Genomic DNA, 15276 nt, shown 5'->3' with positions numbered 1-15276 from the left:
GCACGTGAATAGCCCGCTGAATTTCCCCCGATTTCATGGCGCCTACTGTAGCAAGGACAGCGCCTCCGCGAGGGTGGAGACGGGGCGGACCGTCAGGCCGTCGATACGCAACTGCTCTCCCGCGGGCACGATGGCGCCGGTGTAGCCCATGCGCGCCGCTTCCTGGAGGCGCCGGCCGAGGTTGGGCACGCGCCTGATCTCGCCCGCCAGGCCTACCTCGCCCACAACCACGGTTTTCGCAGGCAGCGGCTTCTCGTGCAGGCTCGACCACGTGGCAAGCGCGACGGCGAGGTCCGTGGCTGTCTCCGTGATCTTCACCCCGCCGACGGTGGCCACGTATGCGTCCTTGTCGTTCGTGCGCTCCCCGCAGCGCGCCTGCAGCACCGCCAGCACCATGGGCACCCGGTTGAAATCCAGGCCGGTGACCACGCGCCGCGGGCTCTTGTTCACCGGGTCCACGGTCAGCGCCTGCACCTCCGCGAGGATGGGGCGCACGCCGTCCATCGCCACCGTCACCGCCGACCCGTCCGGCGTTTGCCCGCGGTGCGACAGGAACAGCCCCGACGGGTCCGGCACCTCCCGGATGCCGCCGGAGGTTTGCTCGAAGCAGCCGACCTCATCGGTTGCGCCGAAGCGGTTCTTGATGCCCCGGAGCATTCTTAACGACGACTGCCTGTCCCCCTCAAAGTTCAACACCACGTCCACCAGGTGCTCCAGCACGCGCGGGCCAGCGACGTTGCCGTCTTTAGTCACGTGCCCCACCAGCAGCACCGGGATATTCGTGGTCTTCGCCAGCGTGGTCAGCGCCGCCGTCACCGCGCGCGACTGCGCCACGCCACCCGCCACGCCTTCGACGCCGGCGGCGTGCATGGTCTGCACCGAATCCACGATCAGCAGCGAGGGTTTCAGCTGCTCCACGTGGCCGAACACCACGTCCAGGTTGGACTCGGCGGCCAGATACAGCGTGTCCACCAGCGCCTCCGTGCGCTCGGCGCGGGCGCGGACCTGGCCCGCGGACTCCTCCGCCGTGACGTAGAGCGCTTTGCGCCCCTGCTTCGCCCAGCGCGACGCCACCTCCAGCAGCAGGGTGGACTTGCCCACGCCGGGCTCGCCAGCCATCAGCACGACAGAGCCGGGCACCACGCCGGAGCCGAGCACGCGGTCCAGTTCCCGGATACCGGACTTCACCGTCTTCGTCGCCGCTGCCTCGACCTTCGTGATCGGGCTTGCGGGGGCGGACGGCGTCAGCGAGGACGTCTTCACCGGGCCCGACGCAACCGGCGACTCCTCTTGGAGCGTGCCCCAGGACCCGCACTCGGGGCAGCGGCCGAGCCACTTCGGGGAGGAGTAGCCGCACTCGGTGCAGGTGTGGATAACACGGGGTTTCTTTGCCATGCGCCACACCGTATAACACGGCCCCGACACGGCGTTCGAACACGAAAAAACCGCTGGTCAAACCAGCGGCAAATTCTAAAAGAAGAACTAAACCTCGCGGTCCACCTGGCCGGAAGCCAGCGTCGGGGCGGACACGGTCGCGTCCACATCCACCGAGCCGGTGTCGAACTTGAAGGTGACCGGGACGTTGCCGCCGTAGGCGAAGCCCTCGTTCACCAGGGAGGTGGCGGTGTACTCGATGCAGTTGTCGTTCTTGTCCTGCGGCATACGCTCCAGGCCGTCCTTGGAGTCCGCGACCAGCGCGCAGTTGTAGGAGATAGCGGAGGTGCTGGACACGGTCGCCGGCTTACCGTCCACCTCGACGGACTTCAGGGTGTGGTCCTTCATGGAGGTGTCCTGGTTGGTGGCGGTGAACTTCAGGGCGGCCTGGCCGTCCTCAGCGAGCACCACGGTCACGTCGTGCACAGCGACGGAGCCGTCCTCGGTGGAGGCGCTAGCGCCGTCAACGGCCGCGACCTGGTTCGAGGTCTGGGTGATCTGGCCGGCGGAGCAGCCGACGAGGGCCAGGGTTGCGCAGCCAGCGACGGCGGCGGCAGCGACGCGCTTCAGGGACTTCACGGGGGTGTCCTCCATCATCAAACTCATTCGAGGGTTTTCTCCGCATTACTCTAGCGTCCGCACAGCAAGTTTTCCCACTTGCTCCCCCTATTGGGCGAGCCGACCTTTGGTCGTCGATAAGCAAAATGCTCGGTGGTAGGGTGTTGGGGTCTGAACTTCGCCTAACGACGCAAGGAGCCGCAATGGAATTCAAGGTCGGAGAAGTGGTCGTGTACCCGCACCACGGAGCGGCCCGCATCGCCGACATCGAGCAGCGCGAGATGCGCGGGGAGACGCTCGATTACCTGGTGCTGCAGATTCTCCACTCGGACCTTGAAGTGCGCGTTCCGGTGAAGAACTCCGAGCTGGTCGGTGTGCGCGACGTCGTCAACGAGGAAGGCCTGCAGAAGGTGTTCTCCGTCCTGCGCGAGACCGACGTGGAGGAGGCGGGCAACTGGTCCCGCCGCTACAAGGCCAACCAGGAGCGCCTCGCGTCCGGCGACATCAACAAGGTGGCCGAGGTGGTCCGCGACCTCTGGCGCCGCGACCAGGGCAAGGGCCTTTCCGCAGGTGAGAAGCGCATGCTGGGCAAGGCGCGCCAGATTCTCGTCGGCGAGCTCGCGCTGGCGGAGCCGGTGGACGAGAAGAAGGTCGAGGAGATGGAAAAGCAGATCCAGGCCATCATCGACGCGCAGGTCAAGGCCGGTATTTCCGAGGATCCGGGCCAGATCGACGACGATGACGAGGTGGATCTGGACGACCTCTCCTTCGACGACGAGGATGACGACAAGTAAATTGCGCCGCGAAACAGTGGCGGTCGTCGCCGCCGCCGGCCAGGGAACCCGGTTGGGCGCCGAGGTGCCCAAGGCGTACGTGGAGCTCGGCGGCCGCACGCTGCTCGAGCGCTCCGTGGCCACGATGTCCGAGGTAGTCGACCATGTCGTCGTTGTGGTCGGCCCGTCGATGGAAGCGCGCGCCCGCGAACTTCTCGCGGACTATACGGTCCAATTCGTGCACGGGGGCGCGGAGCGCGCGGACTCCATCTTCGCCGCTTTGCGGGCAATTTCGCTTGACGACGCCTGCGTGGTCGTCCACGACGCCGCCCGCGCGTTAACCCCCGCCGCAATGGTCTCCCGCGTGGTCGACGCTGTGCTGGGTGGCGCCCCCGCCGTCGTTCCGGTGGTGCCGGTTGCGGACACGGTGAAGCGGGTATCGGGACAGACTATCGAAGCAACCCTGGACCGGTCCGCGCTGCGCGCCGCCCAGACGCCGCAGGGCTTTGACCTGCGGATGCTGCGTGAGGCGAACGAGAAGTACCTCGCCGAAACGCCTGCGTTTGTCGCCACCGACGACGCCTCGTTGATGGAGTGGTTCGGGGTGCCGGTGGTGTCTGTAGAGGGGGATCCCATGGCGTTCAAAATCACCACCCCGCTGGACCTGAAGCTCGCGGAAAGCGTGGCCGGCGCAGTCTAGGGCCCGTGTCGGGGTCGTTTGCTATAGGTATGCGTGGGGGATTTTCGCGTTTTTAGGCGTTCGAAAAAGTTGCCGAAAAAAGTTTTGAAAACCCTTGACTCTGGTTACTGGTCGGCATTATGTTCGATATTAGTTTCGGGAAGGAGGGTGAGACATGAGCGGAACATTTGTCACAGAAAAGGAAGGTTGTCCGGTCGCAGCTGCAGGCCAGGCGATGCGGGAAGCGGAGTTTGCAATCTTTCACCGGTACGCCAAACCGTTGGTGGAGGTAGAGGACTTCGAACTAGAGGCCTATTCCATCGCGATGGCAGTCGGCGAGAGCCAGAGTTGGGCTGAAAGCGGGATCCTCGGGTACTCGGTGCTGGCGGATTTGCCGAAGCTGTGTGCGCTGCAGGAGGAGACCCGCAGGTTGGACGTTCGGAGGTTGTCGGCCATCGAGTCCACACTGAACCGTCTCAATGACCTGGCCACGCCAGGCATTCTCGCGGACATGGATGAGTACCTGGTCAAGGTGTTCACGCCGAAGCGGGTGGGGGCGGAGTTGCCGTCGCCAAGCTCGCTGCGTCGCCGCCTGCGCGAGCGGATCCAGCGCATCGATTCCGACCTCGCGCCGAACCAAAAGAAGATCAAGGAGCGGAAGAAAGAAAAAGACATGCCGTTCGGCACCTGCCGGAGCCACTTCTACGGCCAGGACGACGGCGACGCGGGACTGAACGTCGAGGGCGATCCCGCCACGGTCGGCCTGATGGAGCGCTACACCGAACAAGTGGCGCGCGAGCACAAGCTCTCGCAGGACGATGCGATCAAGGCCATCCTCACCGGTGACATTCGCGCGACGCCCAAGGTCGTGCTCTACATGTTCACCTCGAAAACGCCGGGCAGCTCCTACTACATTCCCAACTTCGGCTGGACGGACGCCGACGGCACCGCCGCGGTGGAACAGATGCTGGAGGACAACCCGCCCCACATCGTGGACCTGGACGAAGCCGAGCGTGCCGAAACCGAGGCATACGTGCCCACCGCTGCCACCCGCGCGCTGGTGCAGGCCCGCGACGGGGTCTGCCTCTGGCCCGGCTGCAACGTGAAGGCCGAAAACTGCCAGCTGGACCACCGCATCCCGTACGACGAGGGCGGTAAGACCGCCGCGTCCAACCTGTTCAGCCTGTGTGCACACCACCACAACGTCAAGACCGATCGTCGCGTGTACTACGTGCCAGACCCTGTCACCGGCGAAATTGTGTGGCTGCACGCGGACGGCACCTTTCAGGTCTCCGCCCCGGAAGGGTTCATCACCGATTACCTCCAGCCGACGAACCCGAGATGGAAGACGACGCTTGAGAAACGCCGCCAGAAACGCAAGGACCGCGCCGAGTTCTACAACCGGTGTCACTCCGCGGTGGAGAAGTACGAAAACGACTTCGACTACGACGCATGCATGGCCACGATCCGCGCGATGGAGGACCGGTTCGGCATGACATTCGAGTATCCGCCGGAAAAGCAACCGGAGGACTCATTGGATATCCTCGCCGCGCTGGAAAAGCAATGGAAGGAAATGGAGTGCGAGGAGATGCAGGAGTACTACGCCGTCCGCGACTACCCGCCGGACCCTGAAGTAGCTTCGTACGTATGACAAATCTTCGAGTAGGCACGGCGTTCGACGCCCACCAGATCCAACCCGGGAAAGAATGCTGGATCGCCGGCATCCTCCACGAAGGCCAGGACGGCTGCGAGGGCCACTCGGACGGCGACGTGGTCAGCCACGCCATCGTCGACGCCGTGTTGTCCGCCTCCGGCCTGGGCGACCTCGGCTCCTTCGTCGGCGTCGGCCGCCCGGAGTACGACGGGGTGAAAGGTGTCCAGCTTCTGCAGGAGCTCAAAGAGCTTCTCGACGCCCACGGCCACAGCGTCGTCAACGTCTCCGCCCAACTCATCGGCCAAACCCCGAAGATGTCGCCGGTGCGGGAGGAAGCGGAACGGGTGCTCTCGGAGGCGCTTGGCGCCCCGGTATCGGTGTCGGCGACGACGACGGACCACATGGGGTTCACCGGCAGCGGGGAGGGCCGTGCGGCCATTGCAACGGCGTTGGTGGAACGAAAGTTCCCTATTTCGTAACGAAAGTTCCTTACCTGCGGTTTTAGCTTCCGTCCAGGAAGTTGCAGGGTTAGCGTGACCGCATGCGAAAAATACGTACAGCGCTCGCTGCGGTGCTTGGAACGGTCGCGGTGGCCCACGCCCCCATCGCGGCGGCAGTCCCGGCGATGCCGCAGGGGTACCCCATCGAGAACCTGGACACGGAGTGCGACGCCGGTGTCACGCCGGAGTGGCGCTACGGCGAAACTGCGCGCCGCTACCTGGCGGACGGCACCCTCCAGTTCACCAACCGCACCGACCAGACCGTGCCCTACACGGCAACGGTAGAGACGGGCACGAACCGCAAGATTGAGGCCAACTCGAAGGCGGTCCTGCCGAACGGCTGGGACACCACCGCGAAGGCCGACATCGGCCTGAAGGAGTCCAACGGCTGGATCGAGGGCGAGACCTTCGGCCCGATCGAGCTCGGCCCGGGCGAGTCCTTCCGCGTGGATTACGGCGTGCTGGAGAAGGACTTCATCTCCATGTTTGTCACCTGCGACAACGGCGTGCTGCGCAACGGCCCCGGCGCGAACGTCATCCGCGGCACCGGCCCTGCGGAGCGCTACGCGTTCGCATACATCATTAAGGCGGACGGCTCTGTGTCCAACCTGGCCATGGAGATCCCTGCCCGTGCTGAGGGCGCGAACTCGAAGCCTGCCGGCGACACGTACACCGCCACCTCTGGGCCGAGCTTGGAGAAGGTGGCGGGGGAGCGGGATGCCGTCGTGAAGCCTGATGCTTCCTTCCGCCGCGACGCAGAGTGGCCGCAGCTGAACGAGCCGGCACGCGAGGGCGACAAGTCCTGGTACCCGCACGACATCGAGGCGGTCGCGCCGACCTTCCGCAAGCCGGGCTACTCGCAGGACTTCCTTAACTGGTCCAAGGGCGACTACACCTTCCGCCCCGTGACGGATTATGTCGTCGGCGCGGAGAACGACCAATACCTGAATTGGATGGGCGAAGACGGCCGGCTGCCGGAAGGCTGGCTCACCTCCGTCGGGGCGGTCAAGCGCGCCTACATGCCGGTGAACACCCCGCTGAAACCCATCGACCTGAAGCCGGGCGACCGCGTCCGCGTCGAGTACGGCACGACGATGACGCGCATCAACTACAGCGAAATCTCCGCCGGCCGCGACGGCAAGTACTCCCGCGTGGTCACACACCCGCAGTCGGCGGCGCCGTCCGGTTTCTGGGCGGAAGCCACCGTGACCAGCAAGGACGGAACCGAGCGGATCATCGACGTCACGCCGGACGAGTACCGCAACCTCCCCGTACCCACCCAAACCTACCTCTAAGGAACAACCATGAAACGCACCATCGCTTTGCTCACCACCGCCGCCGTCGTCGCTCTCGCCCCGGCCGCAAACGCCCTGCCGCAGCGCACCTACGACGAGACGAACCCGACCACCATCGGCGACAAGTGCGCCAACCCGGGCGACCGCGGCCAGACCGTGGAGATCGTCCGCAGCTACTTCGACGGTTCCGCAGGCACCTGGACCGTGGCCAACTACAACGACGAGCCGCTGCCCGTGACCCGCTCGATCACCGAGACCAAGACCAAGACGTGGAACGTCACCGCGGGCCTGAGCTTCGACGTGGCCAAGCTGATCCAGTTCACCTTCTCCACCAGCTACACGAACGAGCAGTCCTACGAGGTCGGCGAGAAGGTCGGCCCGTACAACATCGCCCCAGGCAAGACCGCCGTGCTGCAGGCCGGCTGGATCGTCTCTGACTTCAAGGGCCAGGAGACCGTGTGCGGCGAGGGCGGCACCTGGGAAGCGGCCGGCAACACGTTCACCGCGACGATGCCGAAGGAGCGCCACGTCCGCGTGAGCACCCGCGAGAACACTGACTGGGGTGCGTAAATGAAACGGGTCATCCCTGCGTTGGCGGCCTGCCTGGTTTTCGCTGCCCCCGCTAACGCGCAGTCCTACGACTTCGAGCTCCCGCAGCGCTGGAACGAGAACCTCGCCCCGGGCAGCCACTGCGCCACCCCGGGCATGACCGACACCTACGTCGACGCCACCCGCCGCTGGTTCAAGCAGACCGACGCCGCGAGCGTTGGCAACGACACCGAAGGCCCGGTGCCGGTGGAGCAGACCGTGAAGCAGAAGCGTGTGCAGACCCTGGAGGTGTCCGGAACCTTCACACCGAAGGGCGACCTGGTGAAGAACGTCTCCCGCGCGTACGGCTGGAACTACGTGCACCAGGCCACCTGGTCGCTGAACCAGGTGGTCGGCCCGTACACCCTCGACGCCGGCAAGCAAGGCCGGCTGGTGTGGGGCTTCACCATGCTCGACGGCGACGCGCAGGACGTGAAGTGCAGCGCGGACCAGGTCTGGGAGCCGGTTGGCAAGCCATACGAGTTCAGCGTTCCGGAGGCACGCTACTCGGAGCTCAGGGTGGACGAGTCGTCTCTGTAGACTGCGGAGTTGTGAAGCAACGCATTTTCGACACCAAGACCCGCACGCTGCGCGACTTCGAGCCGATCCGGCCCGGCCACGTCTCGATCTACCTGTGCGGTGCCACCCCGCAGGCCAAGCCGCACATCGGGCACCTGCGCTCGGGTGTCGCGTTCGACATCGTCCGCCGCTGGTTTTTGGCCAACGACTACGACGTCGCGTTCGCACGCAACGTCACGGACATCGACGACAAGATCCTGACCAAGGCGCGCGAGCACAACCGCCCCTGGTGGGAGTGGGTCTCCACCTACGAGCGCGAGTTCACCCGCGCCTACGACACCCTCGGGGTGCTGCCGCCGTCCGTCGAGCCGCGCGCGACCGGGCACGTCACCCAGATGGTCGACTACATGCAGCGGCTTATCGACGCAGGCTTCGCCTACACCCGCGAAGGATCCGTCTACTTCGACGTGAATGCCTGGGTGAAAGCCGGCGGGGACTACGGTTCGATCTCCGGCAACAAACTGGAGGACATGACGGGCGACGACCCGGACTTCGCCCTGTGGAAGGCCGCGAAGCCCGGCGAGCCGAGCTGGCCCACCCCGTGGGGCCCGGGCCGCCCCGGCTGGCACCTCGAGTGCTCGGCAATGTCCACGTGGTACCTCGGCTCCGAGTTCGACATCCACGGCGGCGGTCTGGACCTGCAGTTCCCGCACCACGAGAACGAGCAGGCGCAGTCGCATGCGGCCGGCGACAATTTTGCGCGCTTCTGGATGCACAACCACTGGGTGACCATGGCGGGCGAGAAGATGTCGAAGTCTCTCGGCAACGTGCTGTCCATCGACGCGATGCTCGAGCAGGTACGCCCGGTTGAGCTGCGCTACTACCTGGGTTCGGCACACTACCGCAGCGTGCTGGAGTACTCGCCGGAGGCGTTGCAAGAGGCGGCTGCCGGCTACCGGCGCATCGAAGAGTTTGTCAAGCGCGCCGGTATGCCCGAGCCCACGACCTGGACCGACGGGTTCGCCGAAGCGCTCAACGACGACTTCTCCGTGCCCAAGGCGCTCGCCGAGATCCACAACCTAGTCCGCGAGGGCAACAAGGCTTCTGATCCTGCTCCTATCGCAGCTCAAGTGCGTGCGATGGCGGCGGTGTTGGGGGTGGATCCGGGGGCGTGGCCGTCGTCGACAAGCAATAGCAACGCGCTGGATGTGCTGGTGCGCGCCGAGCTGGATCGCAGGGCGGCTGCCCGCGCGGAGAAGGACTGGGCGACCGCCGACGAGGTGCGCGACAGGCTGGCCGCGGCCGGCATCGAGGTGACCGACACGGCCGACGGGCCGCAGTGGCAGGTGAAGGAGTAAATCATGGCGAAACCGTACGAGCGGCCCGACAAGCAAAAGAAGAACAAGAAAGGCCCCACGAAGGGCTCCGGCGGGCAGCGCCGCCGCGGGCTGCGGGGCAAGGGCGCGACCCCGAAGGCGGAAGACCGCGTCTACCACGCCGCGCACAAGCGCAAGCTGGACCGGCAGCGCCGCGCGCAGGGGCGCCACGACCGCGAGGTCGCCGACATGGTGGTCGGCCGCAACCCGGTGGTGGAGTGCCTGAAGGCGAAGGTGCCGGCGGAGGCGCTGTACGTGGCGGCTGGTACCGGCCACGACGAGCGACTGAGCGAGGCCGTCGGGATGGCCAATTCGAAGGGCATACCGGTGCACGAGGTACCGCGCCAGCAACTCGATGCGATGACCGGCAACGGCATGCACCAGGGCCTCGGCCTGAAGATCCAGCCGTATAAGTACGCGGACTTTGATGATTTGCTCGAGTCCGTGGACGGCCCCGGCATGTTCGTGGTGCTGGACAACATCACGGATCCGCGCAACCTCGGCGCGGTGATCCGCTCGACCGCGGCCTTTGGCGGCAATGGTGTGATCATCCCGGAGCGCCGCTCGGCGCAGGTCACCGGCGTGGCCTGGAGGACCTCCGCGGGCACCGCGGCGCGCCTGCCGGTGGCGCGGGTGACCAACGTGACCCGCACTGTCAAGCAGTTCCAGGACAACGGCTACACCGTCGTCGGCCTCGACGCCGGCGGCGAGCACACCTTAGACACCTTCGACCAGGCCACCGACAACGTGGTCATTGTCGTCGGGTCCGAAGGCAAGGGGATTTCGCGCCTGGTGCGCGAGAACTGCGACGTCATCATGTCCGTGCCCATGGAGGACTGGGTGGAATCCCTCAACGCCTCCGTCGCGGCGGGCGTGGTGCTAAGCGAATTCGCTAGGCAAAGAAGAACTCGCGGATAAGTTCCCCGCCGGTCGGGGACTTCGGGTTGTGGCCCAGACGCGGGTCGAGGTCCTTATTTACCGGCACCATGTGCCCGGCGCCCTCGAGGGAGACGAGGCGGACCGGGTGCTCGCCGGCCCAGTCGTCGACGCGGAGCTTCTCGCTTCTCGACGACTCGTGGCCGACGCACCCGTTAAGTTCCGCAAAGAACTCTGCAGAGTTGAGGGCGGAACGGGTTTCTCCCCGGTTGTTGCCGCCGATGCCGGCGATTCCGCCGTCGTAAGGCACGAGCTTGTCTTTCGTGCCCTGAACGGCGAGGAGTTTCGTCGGCTGGTAGTTGTCGGCGGTGGTCAGGGTGTTGTCTTCGGTGGGCATCGACGCGCCGAAGGTGGCGGCGCCGGTGAGCAGGCCTGGGGCGTCGAAAAGCAGGCGCATGATCATTTGCCCGCCGTTGGAGAACCCGCAGCCGATGACGGTGTCGGCGTTGTAGCGCTCGACGACCTTTGTGAGGAAGCCGACGTCGTCGATGCGCATGCGGCGCGCGTCCTCGTTGAAGCCCGCGCGCAGGTCGTTGAAGTGGTGCTTGATGCCGTCCGGGTAGACCACGGTGGGGCCGAGGCCCTCGAAGGTGCGGTCGGTGAAGTTGCGCAGCACGTTGCCGGATTGCAGCGAGCCGTGCAGGACCACAAGGAGGGCAGTGGCGTCTCCCGGGACTTCAATCCAGCGACGCTCGTGGCCCTGGTGGACTAGCGCGTGGCGCTCCATGCTTCCCTTTCGTCGGCGAGTTGGGTGAGCAATTGTGCCATGGCGTCGACGTCCGGTACCCGGCGGGTCGCCCGCGATGGCTTTGTGCCGACCTTGATACCGAGGTCGGTGTCATCGAGGACCGCCATGGCGTGCTCGTCCGTGTCGTCGTCGCCGGCGAAAATGGTGCGGTCGAAGGCCTGCTTGTACGCGTTGAGCCAGGTGCCCTTGGTGACCTCCACCGCGGAAAACTCCACCACGTTGTGGCCCTGGGTTTTCGGGCGGCCCTGGGTGTCGATGGCGTTCGCAGCGGCGAGGATGGCTTGTGCGGTATCCGGGTTTTGCACCTTCGCCACGTGGAGGACACGCTGGTACGGCTTGACCTCCACGTATGCGTCGTTGGTGGCGAGGGCGTGTAGCTGGTCCTCGATACGGTCGAGGTAGGCGCGGTCTTGGTCTTCGAGTTGCGGACCCGGCTCCGCGCCGTGGGAGCCGACGAGAGTGACCGGTAGGTTTTGCGGGAGGACCTGTTTGATGCCCTCGATATGGCGGCCGGTGAGGACCGCCACTTCCGTTTCTGGGATGGCAGCGAGGCGGCGGATGGCGGCTTCTGATTCTGGGTGGATGCGGACCGCGTACGGGTCCGGGTCCAGCTCGGCGAGAGTGCCGTCGAAATCCAAGCACACGAGAAGTCTCATCGCATCAGCCTTAGCGTTTCGCCGGATTCTGCCACAAGGATCATCTCGAAGTCCGCGGGGTGGGACACCCGGAAGGTCGTGTTCGCGGTGAGCAATTGTTCTATCTGGTCGTGCGTGTGGCGGGCCCAGCCGGAGCAATCGCCTGGGTCGCTGAGCTTGATGTTTTCCAGGGTGATGGTGTCTTCGCCCTCGAACGAGCCGGACACGTCGGCGCAACCGGTGGTGCCGGTGAACCTTTGGTCGTCGATACGCACGCGCGCCACCGAGGCCTCAGTGGCGGGCTGGTCCTCGCTGGTGCGCAGCGAGACAACCTGCCATGTCGGGGCAGAAACGCAGGCGGCCAGGGTGAATAGCGGCAGGATTGCTAGAGCGCGCTTCACAGCTCCTCCAGGAAAGACTTCGCCCACGCGGCCACATCGTGCTCCATCACCCAGTCGTGCATGTGGCGCATACGCGCCGGGTCCGGGTCGGTGGCCTCGAGGATCGCCTCCTTGATGGACTCCAAATCGAACGGGTTGCACAGGTACGCCTGGTCGAGCTCCACGGCGGCGCCCGCGAACTCGGAGAGCACCAGCGCGCCGTCCGCGTCCGGGTGGGCTGCCACATACTCCTTGGCCACCAGATTCATACCGTCCTTGAACGGGGTGACCAGCATGATGTCCGCGGCGGCGTAGAAGGTGCCCAGGTGCTCCTTCGACACGCTGCGGTGCACGTAGTGCACGATCGGACGGCCTACCTCGCCGAAGCGGCCGTTGATGCGCCCGATAGCTTCCTCAACCTGCTTGCGGGTGGTGCGGTAGTGCTCAATGCGCTCGCGCGACGGGGTCGCGATCTGGACAAACGCGATGTCGGAGAGCTTGCCCTCCTCCAGCAACGACTCTATGGCCAGCAGGCGCTGCAGGATGCCCTTCGTGTAGTCCAGGCGGTCCACGCCGAGCAGCAGGTGCCTCGGGCTGCCGACGGCGCTACGTAACGCTTTGACCTGATCGTCTGTCGCAGTTGCGATCTCCCCCGAATCGATGGAGATGGGGAAGGTGCCGGTGCGAATCTCGTCTGTGAGTAGGAGGAAGTTGTCCTCGTCGGTGTGGCGCTGGAAGCCGATCAGATCGCAGCCCTTCAGCCCCTCGAGGATCTCCTCGCGCCACGGCAGCTGCTGGAACAACGCGGGAGCGGGGAAAGGGATGTGCAGGAAGAAGCCGACGGTCACGTCCGGGCGGATCTCCTTGAGCATCCCCGGGACGAGCTGGAGCTGATAATCCTGCACCCACACCGTGGCGTCTTCGGCGGCGGCCTTCGCGGCTGCCTCCGCGAACTTGCGGTTCACCTCAACGTAACGGTCCCACCATGCCTGGTTGTACTCCGGCTGGACAATCAGATCGTGGTAAAGCGGCCACAGCGCAGAGTTGGAAAAGCCCTCGTAGAAGCCCTCAAAATCATCCTGGTCGAGGGAGACAGGCAAAAGAGAGATGCCGCCGAACTCGAACGGCTCGAGCGCCTCCCCGATGTTGCCGGGCCACCCCACCCAACAGCCCTCACGGGCACGCAACACCGGAGCGAGGGCAGCGACCAGGCCGCCAGGGGAGACCTCGTAGTGGTCTCCCACCTTGTCCACCGGCAGGCGGTTCGCCACAACGACGAACTCGTTGTCCCCCATTTAGGCCTTCTTGGCAGTCTTCTTCGTCGACTTCTTGGTGGCCTTCTTCTTCGTGGCTTTCTTCTTGGTGGCCTTCTTTTTAGTCGCCTTCTTCTTCGTGGCTTTCTTCTTCGTCGCCTTCTTCTTGGTGGCCTTCTTCGGAGCTTCCTCCTCGGCCTCCTGCTCCAAATCCTCCACGTAGCGCTTGTACACGAAGCCCTTCGGGGCGACCCCCAGCATGGACATCAGAGTCACGCCGTCCAGGAAATCCTCGGCGTACGTTGCCACGATCCGACGGGCACCCGAAGCCGTCTGCTCCTCAACAGCATGCATCGCCTCGGCAGTAGGGCGCGAATCGGTGATCTTGGGTGGCACTACGTTCTCCTCCTTGCATCAGGCGTCAAGGGTTTTCATCCTACGCGATGAACTTATCTCCGTCGCCGCACCCTGAGCAGCTGCTCGAACGTGAAGCGGCCCGCGCGCTTGAACGCTTGGTACGGCACGTACAGCTGCGGCCGGCGGATGCGGCGCGCAACCCACTCGCCGAACACCACACCGGCGGCCAAGGCCATGCAGGTGCCGATGGCGGTGAACAAATTCATCATGCCCAGCAGCATCTGCTCGTTCATCAACGCGTACATGCCGCGGTAAATCCACGAACCGGGCAAGAACGGGGTCACGCCCGCCACTGCTGTGATCACCGGGTTGATCAAGAACCGGCGGGAAATCAGGCCGCCGACGAGACCCACCACGATGGCGCAGGCGGCGGTTGCCGACAGCCTGCCCAGACCGAGCGGGGCCAGCAGGATGTAGTAGCAGGCAGAGCCGAGCGCTGCGGTGACAAACGACAGAATGATCGCGGCGCGCTCCGCGAAACAGCACACTGCGAACGCCGCCGCAGCCATCCCACCACCAACTACGGTGAGCAGGGCGTTCGAGTACGCGGCGCTGCCGGGCAGGAGTTCGATCGGTGGCAAGGGCATGCCCACCATCTCAGAGACCGCTACGCCGCTGGCAACCCCGGCCACGATGCCGCCGGTGTTCAGCATGGCGGAAAAGAAGCGGGCGGAGGCGTTGAGCGGGGAGCCGGTCACGCCGTCGAGAAGCGACTGCACAAGGGTCAAACCCGCGAGCAGCACGATGATGCCCGTCGCAATCAGCTGGCTGGGCACGATTGTGCGGCCGATCGACGCGGAGAAGTCGTAGGTAATTGCCGCGGGGACGGTGGCGAGGAAGCCGCCGATCACGTTGTGGAAAAACGCCGGCAGGCCGCCGCGGGACAACAACTTGTTGAAGCCCATGATGAGAAACGCAGTGAGACCGCCGACAGCCATCATGAGAAGGTCCCCGCCGAGGAGCATCGCCACGAAGAAACCCATCACCGTCCAACCCGCCAGGTTGCGGGTGTTGCGGTGGGGGATCGGCGCGGTGTCGATGTCGTTGAGGATCCGCTCCGCCATCTCCGGCGGGGTCGCGCCAGAACGAATCGAGCGGATCAGGCGATCCACTTCCTGCAGCTTGTGGTAGTTCTCGCTGATCATGGTGACCACGCGGAACACATTCACCGGAGTGCGCTGATCCACGCCGATGATCGTGTTGAGCGTGATCGTGTTCACCGTGATCGACACATGCACGTAGTGCAGGCCGTAAGAAGAACACACCGTGTGGATCTGCTTCGCCGCATCCGCCGACGTCGTCGCGTTCGCGATGAGGATTTCCCCGATGCGTGCCGCGATGTTCATCACCGCCGCGACCTCGGCTGGATCTGCCAGGTTGATGGGCGCGAGGACGGACGGTGGCGGGGACGTGCGGGCCTCGTCAATCGTTGCCACACGCTGCCGCGAACCGGAGATCCTCTCCCACAATGAGTTACCTTCTGCCACACGCTCACACTATCGGTTGGCCAGTTGTGACGCAGGTGTGGGGC

General features: G+C 65.2%; 17 protein-coding genes. 9 read left to right on the top strand and 8 right to left on the bottom strand.

Going from position 1 to position 15276, the window contains the following annotated elements:
- Nucleotides 1-42: 42 nt before the first annotated feature.
- Nucleotides 43-1395 carry a DNA repair protein RadA gene (gene radA / locus HMPREF3151_RS06250; RefSeq protein WP_070474687.1) on the bottom strand — a complete coding sequence of 451 codons (1353 nt, stop codon included), beginning with the start codon at nt 1393-1395 and terminating at the stop codon, nt 43-45.
- Between the two features lie 87 nt (nt 1396-1482).
- Nucleotides 1483-2028, bottom strand: coding sequence for a hypothetical protein (locus tag HMPREF3151_RS06245; RefSeq protein WP_070474685.1), 546 nt, complete (start codon nt 2026-2028; stop codon nt 1483-1485).
- A gap of 167 nt (nt 2029-2195) precedes the next feature.
- Between HMPREF3151_RS06245 and HMPREF3151_RS06240 the strand changes: the two genes are divergently transcribed.
- The 9 genes from HMPREF3151_RS06240 to rlmB all read left to right on the top strand — a co-directional run bounded on the left by HMPREF3151_RS06240 (nt 2196) and on the right by rlmB (nt 10294).
- Nucleotides 2196-2786, top strand: a complete 591-nt coding sequence (locus HMPREF3151_RS06240) for a CarD family transcriptional regulator (protein ID WP_070474683.1) — start codon at nt 2196-2198, stop codon at nt 2784-2786.
- Nucleotides 2773-3465, top strand: coding sequence for a 2-C-methyl-D-erythritol 4-phosphate cytidylyltransferase (ispD, locus tag HMPREF3151_RS06235; protein ID WP_083290218.1), 693 nt, complete (start codon nt 2773-2775; stop codon nt 3463-3465). The genes HMPREF3151_RS06240 and ispD overlap by 14 nt, the downstream gene beginning before the upstream one ends.
- A 154-nt stretch (nt 3466-3619) precedes the next feature.
- Entirely contained in the window at nt 3620-5095 is a 1476-nt protein-coding gene (locus HMPREF3151_RS06230) for an HNH endonuclease signature motif containing protein (protein ID WP_141741343.1), read from the top strand.
- Entirely contained in the window at nt 5092-5577 is a 486-nt protein-coding gene (gene ispF, locus HMPREF3151_RS06225) for a 2-C-methyl-D-erythritol 2,4-cyclodiphosphate synthase (RefSeq protein ID WP_070474676.1), read from the top strand. Before HMPREF3151_RS06230 ends, ispF begins: the two co-directional genes overlap by 4 nt.
- A gap of 62 nt (nt 5578-5639) precedes the next feature.
- Nucleotides 5640-6893 carry a hypothetical protein gene (locus HMPREF3151_RS06220; protein ID WP_070474673.1) on the top strand — a complete coding sequence of 418 codons (1254 nt, stop codon included), beginning with the start codon at nt 5640-5642 and terminating at the stop codon, nt 6891-6893.
- Nucleotides 6894-6902: 9 nt separating this feature from the next.
- On the top strand, nt 6903-7463 hold the full coding sequence (locus tag HMPREF3151_RS06215; protein ID WP_070474670.1) for a hypothetical protein: 561 nt from the start codon (nt 6903-6905) through the stop codon (nt 7461-7463).
- Nucleotides 7464-8021, top strand: a complete 558-nt coding sequence (locus tag HMPREF3151_RS06210) for a hypothetical protein (protein ID WP_070474667.1) — start codon at nt 7464-7466, stop codon at nt 8019-8021. It begins immediately after the preceding gene.
- Nucleotides 8022-8032: 11 nt separating this feature from the next.
- The gene (gene cysS, locus HMPREF3151_RS06205; protein ID WP_070474665.1) at nt 8033-9358 is read left to right on the top strand and encodes a cysteine--tRNA ligase; all 1326 of its coding nucleotides are present in this window, start codon (nt 8033-8035) and stop codon (nt 9356-9358) included.
- A 3-nt stretch (nt 9359-9361) separates the two neighbouring features.
- Nucleotides 9362-10294, top strand: a complete 933-nt coding sequence (gene rlmB, locus HMPREF3151_RS06200) for a 23S rRNA (guanosine(2251)-2'-O)-methyltransferase RlmB (RefSeq protein WP_070474662.1) — start codon at nt 9362-9364, stop codon at nt 10292-10294.
- Here the strand turns inward: rlmB and HMPREF3151_RS06195 are convergent.
- Genes HMPREF3151_RS06195 through HMPREF3151_RS06170 form a run of 6 tightly spaced genes read right to left on the bottom strand, consistent with a single transcriptional unit; the run spans nt 10269 to nt 15091 of the window.
- On the bottom strand, nt 10269-11039 hold the full coding sequence (locus HMPREF3151_RS06195; protein WP_070474660.1) for a CE1 family esterase: 771 nt from the start codon (nt 11037-11039) through the stop codon (nt 10269-10271). The genes rlmB and HMPREF3151_RS06195 overlap by 26 nt on opposite strands.
- Complete coding sequence (locus HMPREF3151_RS06190; protein ID WP_070474658.1) at nt 11021-11716, bottom strand: trehalose-phosphatase; 696 nt, start codon at nt 11714-11716, stop codon at nt 11021-11023. The genes HMPREF3151_RS06195 and HMPREF3151_RS06190 overlap by 19 nt, the downstream gene beginning before the upstream one ends.
- Nucleotides 11713-12096 carry an META domain-containing protein gene (locus tag HMPREF3151_RS06185; protein WP_070474655.1) on the bottom strand — a complete coding sequence of 128 codons (384 nt, stop codon included), beginning with the start codon at nt 12094-12096 and terminating at the stop codon, nt 11713-11715. The genes HMPREF3151_RS06190 and HMPREF3151_RS06185 overlap by 4 nt, the downstream gene beginning before the upstream one ends.
- The gene (locus tag HMPREF3151_RS06180; protein ID WP_070474653.1) at nt 12093-13370 is read right to left on the bottom strand and encodes an alpha,alpha-trehalose-phosphate synthase (UDP-forming); all 1278 of its coding nucleotides are present in this window, start codon (nt 13368-13370) and stop codon (nt 12093-12095) included. Before HMPREF3151_RS06180 ends, HMPREF3151_RS06185 begins: the two co-directional genes overlap by 4 nt.
- Complete coding sequence (locus HMPREF3151_RS06175) at nt 13371-13724, bottom strand: hypothetical protein (RefSeq protein WP_070474650.1); 354 nt, start codon at nt 13722-13724, stop codon at nt 13371-13373.
- 53 nt (nt 13725-13777) lie between these two features.
- Nucleotides 13778-15091, bottom strand: coding sequence for a threonine/serine exporter ThrE (locus HMPREF3151_RS06170; RefSeq protein WP_141741351.1), 1314 nt, complete (start codon nt 15089-15091; stop codon nt 13778-13780).
- Nucleotides 15092-15276 lie beyond the last annotated feature (185 nt).

The organism is Corynebacterium sp. HMSC05H05, from assembly GCF_001807265.1.
GTDB lineage: Bacteria > Actinomycetota > Actinomycetes > Mycobacteriales > Mycobacteriaceae > Corynebacterium.
This window is presented reverse-complemented; position numbering and strand designations above follow the sequence as displayed.